This window comes from Spirosoma oryzicola (assembly GCF_021233055.1).
Taxonomy (GTDB): domain Bacteria; phylum Bacteroidota; class Bacteroidia; order Cytophagales; family Spirosomataceae; genus Spirosoma; species Spirosoma oryzicola.
The window spans coordinates 3098778-3119558 of sequence record NZ_CP089538.1 but is presented as its reverse complement, the minus strand read 5'-3'; the positions used below and the strand labels follow the sequence as shown (position 1 = coordinate 3119558).

General features: G+C 50.3%; 20 protein-coding genes. 7 read left to right on the top strand and 13 right to left on the bottom strand.

Annotated features, from left to right (window positions below; translation table 11 throughout):
* Positions 1 to 63: 63 nt before the first annotated feature.
* On the bottom strand, positions 64 to 360 hold the full coding sequence (locus LQ777_RS13260) for a co-chaperone GroES (RefSeq protein WP_012925587.1): 297 nt from the start codon (positions 358 to 360) through the stop codon (positions 64 to 66).
* Between the two features lie 248 nt (positions 361 to 608).
* On the opposite strand from LQ777_RS13260, the gene LQ777_RS13255 reads away from it, so the two are divergent.
* The gene (locus LQ777_RS13255) at positions 609 to 1316 is read left to right on the top strand and encodes a hypothetical protein (RefSeq protein ID WP_232558402.1); all 708 of its coding nucleotides are present in this window, start codon (positions 609 to 611) and stop codon (positions 1314 to 1316) included.
* A gap of 81 nt (positions 1317 to 1397) precedes the next feature.
* On the opposite strand, the gene secG is transcribed toward LQ777_RS13255, so the two are convergent.
* The 6 genes from secG to tamL all read right to left on the bottom strand — a co-directional run bounded on the left by secG (position 1398) and on the right by tamL (position 9042).
* On the bottom strand, positions 1398 to 1796 hold the full coding sequence (gene secG / locus LQ777_RS13250; RefSeq protein WP_232558401.1) for a preprotein translocase subunit SecG: 399 nt from the start codon (positions 1794 to 1796) through the stop codon (positions 1398 to 1400).
* Positions 1797 to 1867: 71 nt separating this feature from the next.
* A complete protein-coding gene (locus LQ777_RS13245) occupies positions 1868 to 2698 on the bottom strand; it encodes a hypothetical protein (RefSeq protein ID WP_232558400.1) in 831 nt (276 codons plus the stop codon).
* 107 nt (positions 2699 to 2805) lie between these two features.
* The gene (lptE, locus tag LQ777_RS13240; protein WP_232558399.1) at positions 2806 to 3378 is read right to left on the bottom strand and encodes an LPS assembly lipoprotein LptE; all 573 of its coding nucleotides are present in this window, start codon (positions 3376 to 3378) and stop codon (positions 2806 to 2808) included.
* Positions 3368 to 4723 carry a sigma-54 interaction domain-containing protein gene (locus LQ777_RS13235; protein ID WP_232558398.1) on the bottom strand — a complete coding sequence of 452 codons (1356 nt, stop codon included), beginning with the start codon at positions 4721 to 4723 and terminating at the stop codon, positions 3368 to 3370. Before LQ777_RS13235 ends, lptE begins: the two co-directional genes overlap by 11 nt.
* A gap of 87 nt (positions 4724 to 4810) precedes the next feature.
* Positions 4811 to 6235 (bottom strand): tRNA (N6-isopentenyl adenosine(37)-C2)-methylthiotransferase MiaB, encoded by a 1425-nt coding sequence (gene miaB, locus LQ777_RS13230; protein WP_232562850.1) that lies wholly within the window; start codon positions 6233 to 6235, stop codon positions 4811 to 4813.
* A 167-nt stretch (positions 6236 to 6402) separates the two neighbouring features.
* On the bottom strand, positions 6403 to 9042 hold the full coding sequence (tamL, locus tag LQ777_RS13225) for a translocation and assembly module lipoprotein TamL (protein WP_232558397.1): 2640 nt from the start codon (positions 9040 to 9042) through the stop codon (positions 6403 to 6405).
* On the opposite strand from tamL, the gene LQ777_RS13220 reads away from it, so the two are divergent.
* Entirely contained in the window at positions 9041 to 9793 is a 753-nt protein-coding gene (locus LQ777_RS13220) for a TrmH family RNA methyltransferase (protein ID WP_232558396.1), read from the top strand. The genes tamL and LQ777_RS13220 overlap by 2 nt on opposite strands.
* Here the strand turns inward: LQ777_RS13220 and LQ777_RS13215 are convergent.
* A complete protein-coding gene (locus tag LQ777_RS13215) occupies positions 9786 to 10577 on the bottom strand; it encodes a queuosine precursor transporter (protein WP_232558395.1) in 792 nt (263 codons plus the stop codon). The genes LQ777_RS13220 and LQ777_RS13215 overlap by 8 nt on opposite strands.
* Positions 10578 to 10652: 75 nt before the next feature.
* Positions 10653 to 12062, bottom strand: a complete 1410-nt coding sequence (locus LQ777_RS13210; RefSeq protein WP_232558394.1) for a hypothetical protein — start codon at positions 12060 to 12062, stop codon at positions 10653 to 10655.
* A gap of 39 nt (positions 12063 to 12101) precedes the next feature.
* Here LQ777_RS13210 and LQ777_RS13205 point away from each other — a divergent pair, with 39 nt between their 5' ends.
* The 3 genes from LQ777_RS13205 (at position 12102) to LQ777_RS13195 (ending at position 13997) form a co-directional block, all read left to right on the top strand.
* A complete protein-coding gene (locus tag LQ777_RS13205; protein ID WP_232558393.1) occupies positions 12102 to 12248 on the top strand; it encodes a hypothetical protein in 147 nt (48 codons plus the stop codon).
* 77 nt (positions 12249 to 12325) lie between these two features.
* Positions 12326 to 12706: a 30S ribosome-binding factor RbfA gene (gene rbfA / locus LQ777_RS13200; RefSeq protein WP_232558392.1), complete on the top strand. Its 381-nt coding sequence runs from the start codon at positions 12326 to 12328 to the stop codon at positions 12704 to 12706.
* Between the two features lie 82 nt (positions 12707 to 12788).
* Positions 12789 to 13997: an ABC transporter permease gene (locus LQ777_RS13195; protein ID WP_232558391.1), complete on the top strand. Its 1209-nt coding sequence runs from the start codon at positions 12789 to 12791 to the stop codon at positions 13995 to 13997.
* Positions 13998 to 14187: 190 nt separating this feature from the next.
* Here LQ777_RS13195 and LQ777_RS13190 read toward each other — a convergent pair whose 3' ends face one another.
* From LQ777_RS13190 to LQ777_RS13175, 4 genes are all read right to left on the bottom strand, one after another.
* Positions 14188 to 15312 (bottom strand): GHMP family kinase ATP-binding protein, encoded by a 1125-nt coding sequence (locus LQ777_RS13190; RefSeq protein ID WP_232558390.1) that lies wholly within the window; start codon positions 15310 to 15312, stop codon positions 14188 to 14190.
* Positions 15312 to 16538 (bottom strand): sugar MFS transporter, encoded by a 1227-nt coding sequence (locus tag LQ777_RS13185; RefSeq protein ID WP_232558389.1) that lies wholly within the window; start codon positions 16536 to 16538, stop codon positions 15312 to 15314. Before LQ777_RS13185 ends, LQ777_RS13190 begins: the two co-directional genes overlap by 1 nt.
* A gap of 100 nt (positions 16539 to 16638) precedes the next feature.
* The gene (locus LQ777_RS13180) at positions 16639 to 18003 is read right to left on the bottom strand and encodes a Gfo/Idh/MocA family protein (protein WP_232558388.1); all 1365 of its coding nucleotides are present in this window, start codon (positions 18001 to 18003) and stop codon (positions 16639 to 16641) included.
* 136 nt (positions 18004 to 18139) lie between these two features.
* Positions 18140 to 19246, bottom strand: coding sequence for an MBL fold metallo-hydrolase (locus tag LQ777_RS13175; RefSeq protein WP_232558387.1), 1107 nt, complete (start codon positions 19244 to 19246; stop codon positions 18140 to 18142).
* 265 nt (positions 19247 to 19511) lie between these two features.
* Here LQ777_RS13175 and LQ777_RS13170 point away from each other — a divergent pair, with 265 nt between their 5' ends.
* Complete coding sequence (locus LQ777_RS13170) at positions 19512 to 19943, top strand: 6-pyruvoyl trahydropterin synthase family protein (RefSeq protein ID WP_232558386.1); 432 nt, start codon at positions 19512 to 19514, stop codon at positions 19941 to 19943.
* Entirely contained in the window at positions 19906 to 20688 is a 783-nt protein-coding gene (gene folE / locus LQ777_RS13165; protein WP_232558385.1) for a GTP cyclohydrolase I FolE, read from the top strand. Before LQ777_RS13170 ends, folE begins: the two co-directional genes overlap by 38 nt.
* Positions 20689 to 20781: the final 93 nt, after the last annotated feature.

Sequence of the window (20781 nt, the reverse complement as noted above, 5' to 3'; positions counted from 1 at the left end):
AGTTTGGATTACAAAAAACGTTGCCTTGATAATCCCGTTAAAGAATTATCGAAACGCTTAGAATTAAAGAATTGCGAAAATGTCCGATTCGCGCATGATGAGGTATTCTTTGCCATCAACGGTGATTTCGGTACCAGCATATTTGCCGTACAACACCGTGTCGCCCACCTGAACCGTAAGGGGTTCATCTTTCTTACCCGCACCAACGGCTACAACCGTACCGCGCTGTGGTTTTTCCTTTGCCGTATCGGGGATAATGATGCCGAACGAGGTTTTTTCTTCGGCCGGAGCTGCTTCTACCAGCACCCGGTCAGCCAGCGGTTTCACGTTCACTTTAACGCTTTCCGTTTCTGCTACCATGACAATGAGTTGATTAAGGTTATTAACTGTTTGTGCAATGCATTACACGCTGTTTTGTAAGTGCCAATTTCTGTGCCAAGCCGATAAACTGTCAAATTTTCAGACTTTAGCCTGACATACTGCCATTCGCTAACTTCTGGTCGATTCATTCGTGCATCAATCTTTTTTAGCAAACACTATTTGGTTATTCAAGCTTTCTTCGGTATGTTGAGGTACCAATATGTTGACTAAAGTGCAGGATTGAGTCTATGAAAAAATTACAGTCCGATTGGTTTACGCAAAATTGGCTTGATGCCGAGTACCAGAAATATGTCTTGATGGCATACTTACAGGCCGTCCGACAGAACTTTACAGAAAACAAACTTTGCCCCGATTTGCCGGATCTACGAAATCACTACGAGGCTGGCGTGCGCTTTTCGCGGGGCAAAGGTACGTTAAATGCCGCGTTTCCCAAGCGTGCAGAGCGAGTTACCGGACCACCGCCCCGAATTGAATACAAATCTGAGGTAACGGACGATGAGTTCATGAACGAGATCGACACGATCATGAATTTTGCGCTGCCCCGCTTTCAGACGATGCTGACAGAAGGGCAGCAGCAGTGGGCCGACATTGCGGGTTCGTTGACGCTGTCGCCGGTTGGTTTGCTGCCACTACGACCCGAAGAAGGCTACTTATTTCTGCAAGCCACTAATCAGGCCGAGACGCAGATTTACTATTTCTGCCTGACGCTTTATTCTGAACAGGAGCCAGGTGGCCGTCTGGTTCGTTTTCAATTTGTAGAAGCGATTCGCCGAAGTTTTGTCAACACCGTTGAAAATATCAAACTTGATCTAATCCGGCGGCATCGGCATCTGCCTAATCCGGCAACATTCATCCTGGAAAGTCAGCGGACGTATCCGGTTCAGGAAACGCTTTTGCCCATTGCCCGTCAGTTGCTGGCGCAAGCGGTAGCCTAGTAACACCGACTCGTTTGCTGCCAAATAAAAACGGCTCTGGTAGACATGCTACCAGAGCCGTTTTAACAAAGTCTTTTTGTTTTATTTCTGTGGCGTCAGTGCAGACGTTGACGCGCCTGGTGTAGCGGCACCCGGTACCGCCTGGCTTGGTGCTGCACCCGCTGCCGGACTTGGCGTAGGCGCTGCGGAGCCAGGAAGCGTTTGGGTTTGAGCGCGATCTACGTTAACGCTGTTGATTCCACCGGCCTGGTTCCGATCAACCATAATGTAGGAAGCCAGGGATAAGACCATTACGCCGATGCCAAGGCCCCAGGTGATTTGCTCCAGCAGGTCAGTCGTTTTCTTGACGCCCATAAGCTGATTAGAACCTAGTCCGCCAAATTCACCGGCTAAGCCACCACCTTTTGAGTTCTGAATGAGTACAATCAAAATCAACAGGACGGTGAGGATACAAATGATGACAATAGTTGCCGTTATCATGAATGTTTAGTTATCACCGGAAGGCCGGTGCGTTTATCAGTAAAGAGTTATTTCAATGAATAAGAGTGGATTTATGAGTCGCTTGATTCGCTGGCTGCACTCGATAGTTCACTGATTTTTGCCGCAAAGTACGCTTTTTTCTCTGGATTTTTCACTATTAACTGTTCATAGATTTCGCGTGCCTTGTCAAGTTTACCTTGTTTTGCCAAGATTTTAGCGAAACTTTCCGTAACCAGACCGCCACCCGTAGGTTTGCTCCGCTTCGTTAAGTCTTCCTGGTCAACGGGTTCGTTGATTTTGGCGCGTACGGGCGAAATGCGTGGCTCTTTCTTAATAAAGTCTTCGATCAGATCAAACTGGCGTTTGCGTTCGAGATCAACCGGGGCGGGGGCCGGCTCGACCGCTACTGGTTCGGCAATCTGAGCAAGGTCCTTTTGCAGGGCCGTCTCGGTAAGTGTTGGGTCTTCAGGGGTTGGAATTGTTTCGTTTTCGGACTGCGCTGGTTCGGGCAGACGGATCAAAGGCATCTTGGGAAATCCGCCACTAAGACCTGCTTTTGATTTGAACAAAGCATAGCTTTCCTGCTGGTAATCCTCTGGAATAGGGACGTGCTTGGTCGAGAGTTCGTTTAATTTGGTCAGCAGATTCTCCGACCACTGAAACTCATTGTCGATCAATTTGCGCAGCGCATTACGGCTCAAGGCGTGAGCGGCTGCCTGCCGGGTGAAAGGAACTGTCTGACCTTTGAGGTGAATGGAAGCCGCTTTTGCCGTCAGCGTGTGTAACGCCTGGCAGTACGGGTAGGTTTGCAGGCTTTCCTGCAACTGGACGAAGTCGGTCGAAGACAGGTCATCCGGATGCGTGACCCAGTAGGAAAACGTTTCTTTGTCGATTGGCAGCATATTAATTCGTGTGTTACGGTTGGTCAAAAGTAAGTACGGATGGTAAGTTACGAATGATAAACCTCGATAAATTTTACCGGTCGACGCTCATCATTCATACCCGACGCTTACCAGTCGGCAGCTGTCTTATTAAAAATATCCAGAACGATCTGATCCAGAATCTTTGGTATTAAACGGCTTTCGTTTTGGCTAAGCGTCTGATTCTGCGGAAAATCCTGGTAGAACGAAAACGACTGCTCAAAGTTTTTGCTTTCGTCTTTGTTGTTGTAGAACCGGGCCAGCACGGTGATTTGAAGCCGGTTGACGCCCGCCTGGTCCTGCGCTGTTGGGGCAACTGCCAGCAGATCATAGCCGGTTATGTTTCCTTCCAGCACCATGTCGCCATTGTTGGGAACTACCTTAAGATTCGTGTACCGCTGGTAATATTCTTTCAGTCGTTCGTTAAAGGTCAGCGGCAAATTGGCCGGGCCACCGGCGGTGGCTAACACAAAATTGTTGACGGTCACTGTCTTGATGTCCGGCGACAGCGTCGTACCTGTAAACGAGTACACACCACAGCTGGTCGTGAACAGTGAACAGCCGACAACCAGCAGTAACCCGAGCCAATGTCTGCCGGATAGCCTGCCTAGGCTTACTGCTGGCCGCTGACTGGTCGCTGCTGGCTGACGTTTATTCTTCATCAATTTCATACTGCTTGATTTTGCGGTATAACGTTCGTTCGGAAATACCCAGTGCCTGCGCTGCGTATTTGCGTTTATTGTTGTTCCGCCGTAAGGCTTTTAGAATCATTTCTTTTTCCTGCCGTTCGAGCGAAAGCGAATCGTCTTCTTCGGTTTCGTGCGTGACATCCTCAACCGTCACGTCGTTAATGTCCCGGTCTACGTCATCGAAGAGCTGCACCGGCGGATGCGTATTATACGTTTCCGAGGGCGGTGGACTGTCAGGCCGGGTCGAACCGTTGACCGCCGGTAAGAAACGCGTTACGCTTGTTTCGGCTGGTGGATGGTCTGCGTCGGACTGAATCGAATCGAACAGATCTTTGTGGTTATTTAGAATTTGCCGGCCATCCTGTTCATTACCCAGCACATCGCGAACCAGTTTTTTGAGATCGTTCACGTCCCGGCGCATATCGAACAAGACCTTATAGAGCAACTCGCGCTCGGAAAAATTGTCTGATCCAGACGTGCCTTGCGCTTGCGGAAACAAGGCCAGCGTGCGGTTACTTGGCTGCTGCTGAGGCAGGTATTTGTTCAACGTTTCGGCTTCAATCGGTTTGTTTTGCTCCGATTCGAGGATCGATACCTGTTCCGCAATGTTCTTTAGCTGCCGGATATTGCCCGGAAAAGGAAAGCTCATCAGCAGTTGCTTGGCTCCCTCTGTTAGCTGAAGGGGTCTGATGCGATAGCGCTCCGCAAAATCGGTTGTGAACTTCCGGAACAGTAACTCAATGTCAGTACCGCGTTCGCGCAGGGGAGGGACGAAGATCGGTACGGTATTCAGTCGGTAATATAAATCCTCGCGAAAATTCCCTTTGTCAACGGCGTCCATCAAGTTAACGTTGGTTGCCGCCACGACGCGCACGTCGGTTTTCTGCGTTTTGGAGGAACCTACGCGGATGAACTCGCCATTTTCCAGCACCCGAAGCAAACGAGCCTGGGTGCCGAGCGGCATTTCGCCAATTTCGTCGAGAAAGATAGTCCCCCCGTTGGTTGTCTCAAAGTAACCTTTCCGGGAATCGACAGCACCGGTAAAGGACCCTTTTTCGTGACCAAACAGCTCCGAGTCAATCGTACCTTCTGGAATAGCTCCGCAGTTAATGGCAATGAATTGACCGTGCTTGCGGGCGCTTAGGCTGTGAATGATTTTAGAAAACGATTCTTTACCACTACCGCTCTCGCCCGTAATCAGTACGGTCAGGTCGGTGGCTGCAACCTGCATCGCTACATTGATGGCGTAGTTGAGGGCGGGCGCATTACCGATTATACCGAAGCGTTGTTTAACGCTTTGAATTTCTTGATTGTTCATGCGTAGGGCATTTGTCGTTATTATTCGTCTGCAACGGTCATTTGTTGGGCCTATTTGCCAAACGGCAACGAATCACAGGAACGACAATTAACGACTAACTACTTCTCCCAGCAGGGTAGCCGAGGTGCATTCGGTAACCAGCACGTCGACGTACTGTCCTTTGGCCAGGTTTCCTTTCGGGAAAACAACCATTTTATTCTGGTCATTGCGGCCACACAGGAAATCGTCCGAGCGCTTGGACGTTCCTTCGATCAGCACGCGCTGCACCTGACCGATGTGCCGCTGGTTGCGGATGGTAGAGTGTTCCAGCTGCTTGGCAATGATCTCATTTAGCCGACGCTTTTTGACGTCTTCCGGAATGTCGTCGGTGTATTTCTTCGCAGCCAGCGTACCGGGCCGTTCCGAATAAGCGAACATGTACGCGTAGTCGTACCGAACGTAGTCCATCAACGACAGTGATTCCTGGTGTTCAGCCTCGTCTTCGGTGCAGAAACCCGAGATCATATCGGTCGAAATACCACAATCTTCGCCCAAAATCTCCCGAATGCGGTCGATCTTTCCGATGTACCAAGGACGGTCGTAGGTCCGGTTCATGATCTTCAGCACCCGGCTGTTGCCGCTTTGCGCGGGCAAATGAATGTACTTGCAGATGTTATCGTACTTCGCCATCGTGTACAACACATCGTCGGTGATATCCTTGGGGTGGGAAGTCGAAAAACGGACGCGCAAATCGGGATGGATAAGCGCCACCATTTCAAGCAAATTGGCAAACGTGACAACCGGCTCGGATTCACCCTGCCATTTATAGGAATCGACGTTCTGACCGAGTAGCGTCACTTCCCGGTAGCCCTGATCAAATAAATCCTGCGCTTCCCGAACGACACTGTGGGCATCCCGGCTCCGCTCGCGACCCCGCGTGAACGGCACGACGCAGAAGCTACACATGTTGTCGCAGCCCCGCATGATCGAAACGAATGCCGTTACGCCATTTGAATTCAGGCGAATCGGCGAAATGTCGGCGTAGGTTTCTTCGCGCGACAAAAACACGTTAACTGCTTTTTGACCCGATTCCGCTTCCTCAACCAGTTTCGGAATATCCCGATACGCGTCAGGACCAGCGACGATGTCGACGACCTTTTCTTCTTCCAGAAGTTTAGTTTTCAGCCGTTCGGCCATACAACCGAGCATGCCGACGAGCAACTCTGGTTTCTGGCGTTTCAAGCCCGTAAGGTGCTTCAGGCGATTCCGAACCTTCTGCTCGGCATTCTCCCGGATAGCGCAGGTATTTAGAAAAATCAGATCAGCATCTTCGGCGGAAGAGGTGGTGGCAAAACCGGCATTGCGCATGACGGCGGCTACAATCTCACTGTCCGCAAAATTCATCTGGCAACCATAGCTTTCGATGTACAGGCGTTTTTTACCGACTGCCAGCTCATCTTTCAGCGTGCGGGGCAGATCAATGGCTTCCTTATCAGCAGGTTGTAATATTGTTAGTTCGGGAATAAGCGTCATAAGTGTCAGTAAGTCAGTATATTGATGGAAATCAAGATGATGGAGCATCACATTGCGTGCTTCCGATCTCATCAACTGAGTTACAAAATTACAAAGAATGCCGCAAAGATGCTGTCATTTTGGCAGGATTTACCCGTTAAATTCTCTTAAACTGGTATGGTCGGTAATCAGAACGGATAGCCAATACCAAAATTGATGACCAGCGGATTTGGGCCGCTCGACAACTGTTTTAACGAGAACTTGGGTAAGATGAATCGTTCGTCACGACCGCCGTCCTTGATATCGTTCAGGTATTGTCTGGCCGGGTCCCAAACTTTGATCCCACCGTCAAAGCGGACGACAAAGAAAGAAAAGTCGAATCGTAGTCCAACGCCGGTTCCAACGGCAATTTGCGGTACGAACGTGTTTAGCCGGAACACGGACCCCGGTCGGCTGTTGTTTAATGTCCAGACATTGCCTGCGTCAACAAAAATGGCTCCGTTGACATCTGCAAAGAGATGAAACAGCCTCCCTCGTAACTCGGCTGATCCTTCCAGCAAAATATTGCCCGGTTGTTCGAAAAGATAAACGAACTGGCCTGATTGTGTAACGTCTGGGAAGTTTGGATTACTGGAGAAGGGAAAAGCGGCTCCCGGTCCTAACCGGCGTGGTAGCCAGGCCCGTACACTGTTACTACCACCCGCAAAAAACAGTTTCTCGTAAGGAACCCCATTGGTAGGACCATACCCGTATACAAGTCCAGTATTAACCCGGAAAGCCAGCGTGGTACGTGAACGGATGGGATAGTAATGTCGGTAATCGACATTAAGTCGTAAATATTTATAGTACTGTAAACCAGCCTGTTGACCGTTCTCATCTCTCAGGCTGAAAAACTGACGCAGTTGCTGTTCAGAAAAGAAATTTAAGGTCGTTCCTCCCGACTCAACAACGGTACGCAGGAAATTAGCCCGCCGATTTTGGCCGACAGTATTGGTGTTATAGGTGTAGGCAAGGCTCACACTAGAGGCAAATGACCGTCTGAAACCCAAATAAATTGTACTGCCTAACCTGAATAATGAATCGACTTGCTCATAAAAGCTACTACTAACGAGCGAATCGGTACCAGCGCCAGCGTTGATTAGATTGATGTCAGCAATTAGAAAATTGAATTGCTTGGTTGGCGAAATTTGCCAGTTGTAAGCCATCGATGCCCGCAATAAGGATCGACGGAAATCGGGCCGAAAGGAATTATTGTAACTTATACTTAGCTGGGTTCTAGGATTATAAGTATTGAATAAAAACCGTAAACGACTTGGAAAGATGATTTGAGGAAAAATTAATGAACTGCTTATGCCCAGTTCCTGAGAGGAATACACTTGCCGTTCACTAATGGCTTTGGGCAAGAAGCCGGTTTGTGCTTCGAAACCGTAGCGAATGCTGGTTTCAAACGTTTCGAGGCCACCAAACAAATTACGGACCCGGAACGTCAGGTTGCCAAACCCACCGGGATAACCTTGACCTTGGTACAGAACCGTTACCCCGCTCTCCGCAGTAGCTTCGTATTTGTCTAACGGAGTAGCAGTGACGAGCGCCCGCAAGCGTCGATTGGTGGTATCGATGAAATTCAGGTTGACAAATTTGAATTGGTTCAGCAGAAACAACGACCGTTGCGTTTCGCGGTAATTTGTCTGGCTGTAGAGTTCGCCGGGGCGAATCCGTATCTTACTGTCTAATATCCGGGAAGAGATATTGCGACCACCCAATAAGTAGGTAATACCATTCCGCTTAACCGTGTCCAGTTCAGTTGACACAACGGGTGACTGCTGCTCGTCGGGGCTGATCCGCACTTCTACGTCGCCAATTCGATAAATGGGATGAGCTGACTGGCCGGGCGGGTTCAGGATTCGTAGGTAAACGTCAATGTTTCGGCGTAGGGTGTCCACTGTGGGCAGTCGCTCAGTGCTGCGTCGGGTCGTATCCAGATCGGTTACGGGAATGTACTGACGCGAAAATGTATAATAGCCCTGATCGCGCAGGAGCGACTCAATGCGCACTTTTTCGCCCGAAATATTGTCGAGATCAAACCGATCGCCCGATTTTAATTTTGACACATTGAGTGAGCTGCGCACCAGCGAATCGACGCGTGGGTCGTCAATTTCATATCGCACCGTTCGCAGGTAAAAGCCCGCATTTTCGGTGATCAGATAGTTAACGCGAATCTGCCGCCGGCGCAGTGTATCCAGTTTATAGGCGGTTCGGGCGTGGAAAAATCCTTTATCCGACAGATACTTTTGCATTTTAGCCGCGTTCGTCTGCGCATCGCGTTCTGCGAAGTACGAAGGCGGTTCACCCAGATTACGCATCAGCCAGTTTCCTTCTTCGGCCTTCAGGCGAAGTTTCTTGGCTTGCCGGCTGAAGCGCCGGTTTAGTTTCTTCAGCGCTTTGGGCTGGTTGGCCAATTGCTGGCTTTGCTGTTCAAATTCATTAGTTTTGGCCTGTAGCTCGCGCAACACCGCTTCGCGGTTGTAGGAGTGCAGACCCAGCTGATAAAACCAAAGGGGCGGTGTGATGGGTAAGCCAAGCGTACGGCGGTTGGGGCGCTGGGGAATAAGGCTCTCGAGTTGTTCGCGCGTGACCGTGCGGTTTCCTTTGACCGTCTGCGCGGTGAGCAGGTATTGATCGCCCTGTAACTTTTTAGAACTTAAACAGCCTGACAGTGCGACTGTCAGCATACATACGATAACGACGGACTTATGATGTAGGATGCATAATGTACGGCCCGCCAGCCAATCATACATCATACAGCGCACACCATCTATTTTTTTCATGCTTTCCAAAAATCAAATCAAATACATTCAGTCGCTACATCAGAAAAAATACCGTCAGCAGCATGGCGCTTTTCTGGTCGAAGGAGCCAAGAGCGTGCAGGAAGTGCTGCAATCTGATTTTCAGGTCGACCTGCTGGTGGCGACCGAAGCATTCTACAAAGAAAACACTCGACTGACAGACCGCCAACGAACGCCGGTCGAAATTGCGTCAGTGGCTGATCTGGAGCGAACGGGGACCCTTGAAAGCAACAACGCGGCTCTGGCTGTCGTCAGAACGAAAGAAAACCGTCCGCTATTGGCTGGACCCGACGAAATCGCGCTGATTCTGGATGATATCCGCGATCCGGGCAATCTGGGCACCATCATCCGCATTGCCGATTGGTACGGCATCCGTAAAATCATTTGCTCCGAAACGACCGCTGACGTGTACAATCCGAAAGTGATTTCGGCCAGTAAGGGTTCCTTCACGCGGGTGAACTGGTGGTACGGTGATATTGAGCAGTTTTTGAAACAGTCGGCTAAGGGGCAGATCGTGTACGGTGCATTTCTGGGTGGCGACGATGTGCATGCACTCGCTTTCAGTAAGTCGGGCTATCTGGTTATGGGCAATGAGTCGAATGGGATCAGTCCTGAGATCGGGCAGTACGTTACCAAGCGGGTAACCATCCCGCGCTACGGCGAAGCCGAATCATTGAACGTGGGTATTGCCACGGCAGTGTTGCTCGATAACTGGCGCCGTAGCCTTACATAAACGAACTCATGGCCGATTCATTCGCTAGTTCTTCGGCATGTTCTTTTCCGAGGTAACGGTCGATGAAGTAATGCGCTACGTACAACAAAGGCGTCAGTACGATGGCTGATGTTGCTTTGTAGATGTAATTGATGATGCCTACTGCTAGTACCTGCGTCAGCGACCAGTTGCCGAAAACATAGAACGCTATACCCAGCACAACGAACGAGTCAACGAGCTGTGAAACAAGCGTAGAACCGGTAGCCCGAAGCCAGATTTTCTGGCTTCCTGTGATTTTGCGCAACGAATGGAATACGTACACATCCAGAATCTGACCAACCAGAAAAGCAGTCAACGAACCAATGATAATGCCTAGTCCCTGGCGAAAAATCATCTGAAAAGCGTTGTCAATGTTGATAGGGTTTCCGGCTCCGTCTTTCGCGTTCACGTCAAGCCAGAATTGCGCCGGAGGAAGGTTCGTAACCGCGTAGATAATCAGAAAGCTGTATCCCACAAAACCTGCCGTCAGAAACGAAATTCGCCGGACACCCGCCTTACCGAAATACTCGTTAATAATATCGGAGGTGATAAAGACAAACGGCCAGATGATAGCCCCGGCGGTAAGATTAAAGTCCAGTACGAAATTGTCAAACAGATGAATTTGTGCGGGCCGGGTACCCAGTAACGTCTCAACCGAAAAGATTTTGACGCCGATTATTTCCGCAATCAGGGCGTTGGTCAGGAAAACAGCGCTTAGGAAGATGTAAAGATTCGTGCGTTTATTGGTGAACGAGTGGGAAGGCATGTCACTAAAAAATTTACGGTTTTCGTTCGCAGGCTATAGCTCTGTCAGAAAGAACAACAAGCTACAAATTTTTATCTATTTTCGCTTGTATACGCCCGCTGTTGCCGTTTTTTCGTAGCGGCTAGCCAGGGCCGGGGCGCGTTGAAACAATTTATCGATCACGTTTTCCCGATCAATGATGTAGTCGGGTGGGTCTTTTCGAAAATGATCGAATACGTTGATAACCGATTCGTAGTTATCCAGATTTTTCAGATCATACTTAGCCAGATCCCAGTTGAGGTAAGGTGTCGCCGGGCGGTTTTCCCGATACGCGCTTAAATCTTCGCCGATGATTAAAATATGCTGATTCCGAATGTTATCCGGAAGGGGCGAAGGGCGTACCTGTAAACTACTCAATCGGCCTAATTCGACGCCCGGAATAATTCCGAGAAGACCTTGGTAAAACAAGAGGAGAATCAGACCAAAAGCCACCGAGAAACCCAATTCAGCGAGCCATTGTTTGCGAATATTTTCAAAGTAATAAATGGCAAAATAAGCCATCGGCGGCACAAAACTCAGGAAAGACATGGGAGCCAGGAACGGCATGAGCGCAATCGTCAGAAACGCCGTAACGAACCAGACCATCATGATCTGCTGAACGCGCTGCTGAAAGTTGACGTAGCGGCTTGTGCTACTGAATAAGCTAAGAAAACCCAGTATACCCAGACCCAGTGGAATAAACAACGAAGCAAACAGGGACTGAAAGTCGGACAGCGAATATTGCCGAACCCGGAATACAGACGCCAGCAGGTTGCGGTTAAAATCGTCCAGGCTGTTGTTGAGATAATAAAACAGCACGGTAGCCGCAATTGGGAACAGAAAGCCAAACAACGCCAGCGAGTGCTGCCGAAAACTTGCTCCCGTGTAGAAAAGAAGTGACAGGGAGGCCCAAATTATAAACAGCGCCGATGGGAGATAAAATAAAGCCGCAATGCCAATGTAAAAACCGACTTCAAAAACCTCGTCGGTAGCGCCCCGGCGTTCCATTTGTTTAATAAGCGTGCCGAAAGCAAGCAACAGAAAGCTGGTGGACATCAGCACGGGCGAAAGCGTCAGGCAATCGAAGGACAGGTGCAGAAACAGCATGTAGATCAGGCCCGGCCAGAACGAGCGGTCGGGATACACATCGCGGTTGTTGGTCAGGTAGTTGAAATACACAATCTGGAATACCGAAACCACCGTAGCCGCCACGTGGAGTGCCAGAGTGGACCGGCCAAACAGCGTGTGCAAACCCCAGTAAACCACTGCCGACAGGGGGCTGATACTATCCCAGATGTCGCGGTAGAGCAGATTCCCTTCACCAATCTGTTCGCCCACCAACAGCCAGTTTAGCTCTGGTATCAACAAAGGAAACGGGTGCAGTAACAGCGGCAGACGAATCAGTAACAGTAAACCGAGCAGGCTTACGTATTGATACGGAAAGTAAGAGCGAAAAAAACGTAACAAAACAGTCGGTAATTCAGTATGTTGGTGGTGAGCAGGCGCATGAATTCAAGCGACAAAGAGCCTGAATTGACCCACTCAGGCGCGAACTCACCCTGCGAATTTACGGTCAATTTCGGCAGAACCGAAAAAGGTACGGATATTTGCGGTCCGGGAGTCCAGTTGAGTTGCCGGATTGTTCGCGAATAAACAGGTAGTGGGCTTATATGCAAACGGAAAACTATTCGATCAGTTGCCCGTTCAACTAGATACCCAGGTAAGATAGTATGGAATCAAAACGACAACAGAAAGTATCCAGGCAGTTGCAGAAAGATTTAAGTGAAATTTTTCAGCGTGAGGTGCCGCATTTGTTCAATGGGGCCTTTATTACGGTCACCAGTGTGCGCATATCGCCGGATTTGAGCGTAGCGCGCGTGTACCTGAGCTTCCTGGCTACGAAGAATAAGCAAATGCTGCTGGAAAGCATTCAGGAAAAAGGTAAAATTATTCGTCAGCATCTCGGCGAACGGGTTCGCCATCAGTTGCGCATTGTTCCTGATCTCAGTTTCTTCATGGACGATACGGCTGAATACGCCGACAAGATGGACAAACTATTCGCTGGTCTCGACATTCCGCCCGCACCAGAGGAGGATGAAGACGAAGAGTAAGCGAATTGGGCGTGAGTGAATGAGCGAATAATCGATCAGCGCTATTCACTCATTCACTTACCCACTCATTCACCCGTTGTATATGAACCTCCCCGCCTGGATCGCCCGACGCTATTTTTTTTCCCGCAAGAAACGCAGCTTTATCAGCTGGCTGTCTATTCTGTCAATGCTTGGTGTAGGCGTCGGAACGATGGCACTGGTTGTTGTCCTTTCCGTCTTCAACGGGATGGATGAGCTGAACCGCCAGATTTTTAAAACGTTTGAAGCCGACATGACCGTCTCGCCCAGGGAAGGGAAACGGTTCGTGGCATCGCCGGAACTCTTGAATCGGTTGCGTCAGACGACAGGCGTTAGCCTTCTGACTACTGTAGCGCAGGATAACGCTCTGGCCCGCTACGCTAACGGGCAAACCGTTGTCCGGCTTAAAGGCGTTGATGATACCTATCTACAACGAAAACAGCTCGATTCGGCCTTACTCGAAGGACGGTTGCGGCTCCGCGATCAGGGCGTCAACTACGCGATCGTGGCCGACGGGGTTCGCAATGACCTGAGTATTTCGGCGGTTGATATTCTGACACCGCTGGAAATCCTGTACCCGCAAAGTGGTCAATCGTTTAGTGTGCTCAATCCGGATGCATTCAACCGGGAAGCTTTGACGGTTTCAGGCGTGTTTTTTATTGAATCGAAGTACGACAACTTCGTACTGATTCCGGTCAATGTGGCGCGGTCGTTGTTAGGGTACGGGCCCAACGAAGTGACTAGCCTTGAGATTCAGTTAAAGCCCGGTACGGATGAAAATGCGGCTAAACAGGCATTGCAGACGATTGTAGGCGAAAAGTTGCTGGTCCAAAGTCGCGACGACCTGAACGTTGATCTATACCGGACGATTCGGATCGAAAAGCTTCTTGTTGCGATCACACTCTCATTTATCATTCTGGTGGCATCCATCAACATCTTTTTTACGCTGTCGATGCTGGTTATCGAAAAGAAAGAAGATATCCGAATTCTTTACGCGATGGGGGCCACGACGGGGCTGGTACGCCGAATTTTCATGACTGAAGGAGCGATTATTGCGCTGACGGGGGCTTTTACCGGTCTGGTACTCGGCATTGTCATCTGTCTTGCGCAGGAACGATACGGATTTATCGGAATGGGGACTGTCAGTTCGATAATCGACGCCTATCCTGTTCGGCTTGATACCAGCGACCTTGTGCTGGTAAGTGTGTTGGTCATCCTCGTTACGTTTTTAACCTCGTGGTTTCCAGCGCAACGAGCGGCTAGTGTGAAATAGACCGCAAAAACGAGTAAGGCCCTATTCACCGAATAGGGCCTTACTCGTTTTTGGCGCTGAAAACAAACATTTTTTGTCATCCCGACGCCAGGAGGGATCTTCGAAAAAGGACTAAACACCTGTTCCCGAAGATCCCTCCTGGCGTCGGGATGACAAAAGCACATTTCTTGTATAAAAACCTAAAATAGCTTTAAGGCTTATTGGAAAAGGTCGTTGTTCCTTCGGCTACGGTTATGACGTACGCTTTGCCGCCCTCGCGCTCAATTGCTTCGGCAACCTTTTCGGGATGTTCAGGGGCGTACGCAAACATGCAGCCTCCTCCACCTGATCCGTTGATTTTGCCGCCTAATGCACCCGCTGCGAGTGCTGCGTCGAGCATACGGTCGATCTTTGGAGTGCTGATCCGCTGGGCATCGCGCAAATTAGTCTGGTGCTGGGTTAAGAGCTGCCCGAACCGGATGTGATCGATACTTGCCGATGTAGCGGAGGCATCCAAAACGGTTAGGGCTTCGCGAAGAATGTCCCGATTCTCCAGATTTCCTTTCAGCAAAATATATTCATCTTTGGTCAATATATCCTTGAACTCAGCCGCTTCGGTAAGTGTAGCCTCGTGCAGCGAAAAGGCGGGATTTACCGTTTTAAGCCTCTTGATGATATCGAGCATACCAAACTTGACCCGTGACAGAATACCAATTGTATCTTTCGGCTCCTGCGAGTCGCCCAATACGAACGTGCCAAGCATCGGGTGAAATTTACGAAGGGCGATTTTGGGTGTCGATTCCAGGTAGATAACGTCACCAACGGCGGTTGAGTAATGGTCCATCATACCACCCGGTTCGCCAAATTCAAGTACTTCGGCTACGTAAGCCAGTTCCGCCAGTCGCTCCTGCGGTAGCTGACGAGGTTCGTCAGCCAGTTGCGTCAGCACGTTCAGCCAGGTTACGAGCAGGGCCGAAGAACTAGAGGTGCCGGAGTTGATGGGAATGTTGCCATGCACTTCACCGTCAATACCCTTGGAGAATTGAAATCCTTCGCGCAAAAGTATGTTGACCGCCGACCGAAAGTAATCCCGACTATTGGGATAAGCCAGTTCGGTACCATCAAACGGAATAGCAACGGTCGCATTAATGTCCGGTAGATTCAGTCGAAAACCGGGCTTATCGACCTGCTTCGCCTGAATCTGAATACGTCGGGAAATTGCAGCGGCAATCACCGGTAAACCCAGGTAATCCTGATGTTCGCCAAACAGGCAGATACGACCTGGCGTTGAAGCCGTCAGCGTCGACGCGACAGGGGTAGAATCAGTCGTAGGCATTACCAGCTTGTTTTCTTGTAGCCTACCGTTGCGTAGTACAGGATGAAACCAAACAAAGGCAATAGCATGGCATACGCCATTTTCGGGCTGATAGCGTCCGTAAGGTAGCCATGCACCAGTGGCAGCAACGCACCGCCTGAGATGCCCATAATCAGCAAGGCCGATCCAATTTTGGTAAACCGACCTAAACGGTTGAGCGCCAGCGGCCAAAGAGCTGGCCAGATAGGAGCCAGCCCAAAACCAAGCAAGGCTACGCAGAGCACCGACGTGAAGCCACTGGTTACCAGCGTTGCCGTTGTTAAGACAAGTCCGTAGATGGCTCCGAATCGCAGGGATGTCTGCTGAGAGATAACCCGTGGAATCAGCACGATGCCTAGCACATAGCCCGCCAGCAAACCATACAGGGTGTAGGTCGTGAAGTACTTCGCCTGATCGTTGTCAAAACCAATGGCTTTACCATAGTTGATAATGGTATCACCGGCAATTACCTCCGCGCCAACGTAGCAAAATAAGGCGATAACGCCCAAGACAAGGTTGGGGAACTGGCCTACGCTTGTATGCGATGTAACATCGGCGGGTGAATCATCCTGCTCTTCCGATACTTCGGGTAGGCTCGAAAAGCGGATCAGCCCGGCTAGAACGACCAGAACACCCGTTAAAATCAGGTAAGGAGAAACTACTTTTTCCAGAGAAGCTGCACCGGCAACGGCATTGCCGCTGGTTAACAATAACCCACCGAAAATGATCTGGCTGATGATTCCGGCCAGTTTATTGGCAATACCCAGGAAGCTGATGCGCTGGGCCGCACTTTCGCGGGGACCAAGAATGGTCGCGTAGGGATTCGAAGCCGTTTGCAGTACCGTCAGGCCGATGCCGATCAGGAAAAGACCAACCAGAAACAACGGATACGAAACCGATTTGGCCGCCGGAACAAAGATCAGCGTACCAACCGCCATGACCAGCAATCCTAATGACATACCGTTCTTGAAGCCGGTTTTTTTCAGCAGAGCCGACGACGGAATGGCCATAAGCGTGTACGAAATAAAAAACGCAAAGGCCACTAGGTTCGAGCCGACCGTACTCAGGTTGAACGCCTGCTTAAAAAAAGCGATAAGCACACTGTTGACCCAGGTGACGAAGCCAAAAATAAAAAACAAAGCGCCGATGATGATCAGCGGGATGGTGTAATTGGGACGAACCTGCGGAGGGGTGGCAGTTGGTGTCATGAGAAAGAGTCGCTTAGAAATGGAAAGAGCGCGCGATTGGTATATTTTAAATTTTTTTACAAATTAAGAATAGAAATTCGTTTCGTCGCTCAGAAGCTACCTAAAATTGGTCGTTAAGCCCGAAAATAGGTTTGTTCGTCTTCCACTTACCCCGCGTAAAATCAGGAATTTCAACGGGTTTACTGCCGCCCGCGATGCTTTCCTCCGACAGCGGGCTGATCGCGCTCCAGACGGCTGCATCGTACACGTCAATCGGCGGAGGAGTCTTGGTTTTGACGGATTCGATAAACGCCCGCATCACAAAAAAGTCAATACCACCGTGTCCGGCATTCTCGGCGGTTTGCGCGTGCCGTTTCCAGAGAGGGTGGTCGTATTTTTCCTGATAGGCAGCAAACGGCTCCCAGGTGTGAGCTTTTGGACTGACGCCTTCCAGGTAAATCATGTCATTGTCGTCCATCCAGATGCCCTGCGTACCCTGCGCCCGGAATCCCAGCGAATAGGGGCGGGGCGAGTTAGTATCGTGAATAATAACGATATTTTCACCGTTGGCGCACTCGACAACCGTGGTAACCACGTCACCGAGTTTAAAATTGACTTTAGCGTTGGGGTGATTGGCCCCGCCTTTATCGACGACGTATTTGTGCAAACCCCGGCTTTTGGTAGCGGTACTGGTCAGGTGCGTAAAGCGGTTCCCCCGGTTGATATTCAGCCAGTGAGCTACCGGTCCCAGCCCGTGCGTTGGGTAGATATCGCCGTTGCGATCCACCGAGTGTTGCGTACGCCAGTGTGCTTCCGAATAACCTTTAGCCCCGAACTCAACCCCACCGCCGTAGGCTTGTTTGCCATTGTTGAATTTTACCTCGCGTAGGTCGTGTTGGTAGCCGCAGTGCGCGTAGGTCATTTCGCCGAACATCCCTTGCCGGACCATGTTTAGAATAGCCAGTACGTCGCGCCGGTAGCAGACGTTTTCCAGGATCATGCACGGAACCCCGGTCTTCTCCGACGTATCGACTAAATCCCACGACTCTTTTAGCTTCACCGTGGCCGATACTTCTACGCCCGCGTATTTCCCGGCTTTCATCGTCGCCACCGCCATCGGTACGTGCCATTCCCAGGGCGTCGCGATGATAACACCGTCGAGATCATCGCGTTTGAGCATCTGCAAAAACGCTTCGTCGCCTTTCGAATACGCTTCGGGTAGTGGTTTGCCTTTCTTCTTAAAAATCTCGTTGGTCAGGGCAATGCTGTTCGGGTCAACATCACAAATGGCCGGAATGACCACGTCTTCGCGGTACAGGGCCTGCTCCACATGACTACGTCCCCGAAGCCCGACGCCAATAAAGCCTAATCGAACTTTGGTATCGGCAGGCTTTGCACCGGTTAAGATGGATGGAAAAACCGTGGCCGCTGTGCCCGTTAACGCAGCGGTTTTGATAAATTGACGGCGGGTAGGCGTAAGATTCATGCAAAAGCAGTTTTTAGAACGGGAAAGATAAGGAATTCGGCTAAAATAAGGACAGGATTGGCCCAATGAACGGAATGGATCGTCAAAAAATCCAGTTCGTTGGGCCAATCCTGTCCGCTAAAGAAGTTTATTTCGTTTAAAAATTCCACCAGACCGACCGTGGATAGCTCGCGTTGACGACTACCGGCTCACCAATTCGGGGTGTTGTTATGGGCAGGGCTTTTTCGGATGCCCGCGTTACAAGTCGTTGAATCGGCTCGTTCCAGGCGTGATAAGCCAGCGAGAACTTAGCCCAGTGAACCGGTAAAAGCGTTTTGGCGCGTAAATCCTCGGCCGCCGTAACAACCTCTTCGGGAAACATGTGGATGTTGGGCCAGTCTTTACCGTATTGACCGCATTCGAGAATAGCCAGGTCGAACGGACCGTACTTGTCGCCAATTTCCTTGAAGTGCGTACCGTAGCCCGAATCTCCACCCAGAAACAAGGTGTAGCCATGCAGATTAAGCACATAGGACGACCAGAGTGTTTTGCCCCGGGCAAGGCTACGACCCGAAAAGTGTCGTGCCGGAACCGCCGTTAGTTGAATGTCACTCGCTACTTGTTTGCCTTCCCACCAGTCGAATTCGACAATGCGGTCGGCTGGAACGCCCCACCGTTCGAGGTGTGCCCCTACACCCAGCGCGGTGTAAAATTTCTTGACCTTAGGGATCAGTTCCGTGATCGTTTTGTAGTCGAGGTGGTCGTAGTGGTCGTGCGAAATGACCAGCATATCAATATCGGGCATGTCGTCTACCCGGTACACATCCGAACCGGCGAATGATTTTCCGAAAAACGACACGGGCGACGCGTAGCCACTAAAAACCGGATCGACCAGTACGGTGGTACCGTTTGCTTTGATGAGGTACGAAGAATGCCCAAACCAAACAACGGTCGGTTTATCGTCGGCAAGTGACTTTAAATCGGTTTTAACGGAAGGCAGCGGCTGGGGCGGGGTATTGAACTTGTCTTTGTGGAAATAATCGTTCATCATTTGCCAGTAAGACCCGTCCTCGCGCATGACTGCCGTCGGTTCGAGGTTTTCAAAGACCCCGTTTTGGTAGTTTTTCGATTGCTTGATGCGCTCCAGACGAGTCGTGGCCGGGTCGCTGCCGAAGACGTCCTGTCGTAAAAAAAGAAAAGTGGAACCCGTGGCAATAGCAAGTATAAGAGCGAGTGTGATCATGGCGGTTTGTACGCGTTTCATGGTACGTCAACGGTAGCAATACGAGCCCGGTTCCGCAGAATGACGAGCGGAACAATACCGTGATGACAGGTGTTATGAAGGCGAATAGGGGGCTTTTTAGGTTGAATGTTTCGTTGAAACGGTCGAACAATTTTAAAAAACACCCTGTTACGAAGCAGAATAGCACACTGAGGAGTGTACTGGCTACACGCTCCGCCGTCTGCCTGTGTTGTACACAAACTTTGTAACGACAGGTTGATCGAATCCTGGTTTCGATTTTCTTTTTATGGATACACAACGGGCCAATGCCCCACGGGTTGCGGTGTTTCGCAAGGAACATTTCAACGCGGCTCATCGTCTGCACAATCCAAACTGGTCGGATGAGAAAAACACCCGCGTCTACGGTAAATGCAATAACCCCAATTATCATGGTCACAATTACGAGCTGATTATACAAGTTACGGGCCCGATTGACCCCGAGACGGGTTATGTGATTGACATGAAGTACCTGGGTGATCTCATCAAAGAACACGTTACGGAGCGCTTCGATCACAAAAACCTCAACCTCGACACCGAAGAGTTTGCCGACCTGAATCCTTCGGCCGAAAACATTGCTATCGTTATTTATACCATTTTACGCAATCAGCTAAGCGAGGGCTTAGATCTTAAAATCAGACTGTATGAAACTGAACGGAACTTCGTCGAGTACCCCGCTTAATGGCGCGAGTGCCAACCAGCAAGAGGGAGTGCACACGAATGGATATAGTCGTCACGAAAATTATTCCGCCATGGCAGATCAGGACGAACTCGTCGATGAAATTGGTGACGCGCACGGTGCTTCGTCCGTCGATACGCCCATGCGTCCCGATGCGTTTGACCTGGATGACGAGCTGAAAGTCGATCTGATCGAAGAGCATTTTCGGGAGATCATGAACATTCTGGGCCTTGACCTGACCGACGACAGCCTGAAGGGGTCGCCACGGCGCGTGGCCAAGATGTACGTGAAAGAAATTTTCCGGGGACTGAATCCGGCCAACAAACCCGCTCCGACGCTGTTCGACAACAAGTTTCGGTACAACGAGATGCTGGTCGAGAAAGATATTACCGTTCAGACCTATTGCGAACACCATTTTGTCCCGATCATCGGTAAAGCGCACGTAGCTTACATTTCCAGCGGTAAAGTAATCGGTTTGTCGAAGCTCAACCGCATTGTCGAGTATTTCTGCAAACGCCCTCAGGTGCAGGAACGGCTGACGGTACAAATTGCCGACGAGTTGAAAAAAATACTTGAAACAGAAGACGTAGCCGTGATCATCGACGCCAAACACCTGTGCGTATCGACACGGGGTGTGCATGATGTCAATTCATCGACGGTTACGGCATCGTACAACGGGAAGTTTGCCGAAGAAGCGACCAAGCAGGAACTGCTGCGCTACGTAACGCAACCCAGCGTAACGATTTAAGACTGCATACAAACAAAGTGTCCGGGCGGGGTGGTGTCAGGTTCTTAAACCTGACACCACCCCGCCCGCTCTGTCACTACCTGTCCCAATCAA

Coding starts and splice junctions, on each gene's coding strand:
- LQ777_RS13195 (WP_232558391.1), top strand. CDS start 12,789: ATGAACCTCCCCGCCTGGATCGCCCGACGCTATTTTTTTTCCCGCAAG.
- LQ777_RS13255 (WP_232558402.1), top strand. CDS start 609: ATGAAAAAATTACAGTCCGATTGGTTTACGCAAAATTGGCTTGATGCC.
- rbfA (WP_232558392.1), top strand. CDS start 12,326: ATGGAATCAAAACGACAACAGAAAGTATCCAGGCAGTTGCAGAAAGAT.
- LQ777_RS13220 (WP_232558396.1), top strand. CDS start 9,041: ATGCTTTCCAAAAATCAAATCAAATACATTCAGTCGCTACATCAGAAA.
- LQ777_RS13190 (WP_232558390.1), bottom strand. CDS start 15,312: ATGCCTACGACTGATTCTACCCCTGTCGCGTCGACGCTGACGGCTTCA.
- LQ777_RS13245 (WP_232558400.1), bottom strand. CDS start 2,698: ATGCTGCCAATCGACAAAGAAACGTTTTCCTACTGGGTCACGCATCCG.
- miaB (WP_232562850.1), bottom strand. CDS start 6,235: ATGACGCTTATTCCCGAACTAACAATATTACAACCTGCTGATAAGGAA.
- tamL (WP_232558397.1), bottom strand. CDS start 9,042: ATGAAAAAAATAGATGGTGTGCGCTGTATGATGTATGATTGGCTGGCG.
- secG (WP_232558401.1), bottom strand. CDS start 1,796: ATGATAACGGCAACTATTGTCATCATTTGTATCCTCACCGTCCTGTTG.
- lptE (WP_232558399.1), bottom strand. CDS start 3,378: ATGAAGAATAAACGTCAGCCAGCAGCGACCAGTCAGCGGCCAGCAGTA.
- LQ777_RS13215 (WP_232558395.1), bottom strand. CDS start 10,577: ATGCCTTCCCACTCGTTCACCAATAAACGCACGAATCTTTACATCTTC.
- LQ777_RS13170 (WP_232558386.1), top strand. CDS start 19,512: ATGGATACACAACGGGCCAATGCCCCACGGGTTGCGGTGTTTCGCAAG.
- LQ777_RS13175 (WP_232558387.1), bottom strand. CDS start 19,246: ATGAAACGCGTACAAACCGCCATGATCACACTCGCTCTTATACTTGCT.
- folE (WP_232558385.1), top strand. CDS start 19,906: ATGAAACTGAACGGAACTTCGTCGAGTACCCCGCTTAATGGCGCGAGT.
- LQ777_RS13260 (WP_012925587.1), bottom strand. CDS start 360: ATGGTAGCAGAAACGGAAAGCGTTAAAGTGAACGTGAAACCGCTGGCT.
- LQ777_RS13205 (WP_232558393.1), top strand. CDS start 12,102: ATGAATTCAAGCGACAAAGAGCCTGAATTGACCCACTCAGGCGCGAAC.
- LQ777_RS13185 (WP_232558389.1), bottom strand. CDS start 16,538: ATGACACCAACTGCCACCCCTCCGCAGGTTCGTCCCAATTACACCATC.
- LQ777_RS13180 (WP_232558388.1), bottom strand. CDS start 18,003: ATGAATCTTACGCCTACCCGCCGTCAATTTATCAAAACCGCTGCGTTA.
- LQ777_RS13235 (WP_232558398.1), bottom strand. CDS start 4,723: ATGAACAATCAAGAAATTCAAAGCGTTAAACAACGCTTCGGTATAATC.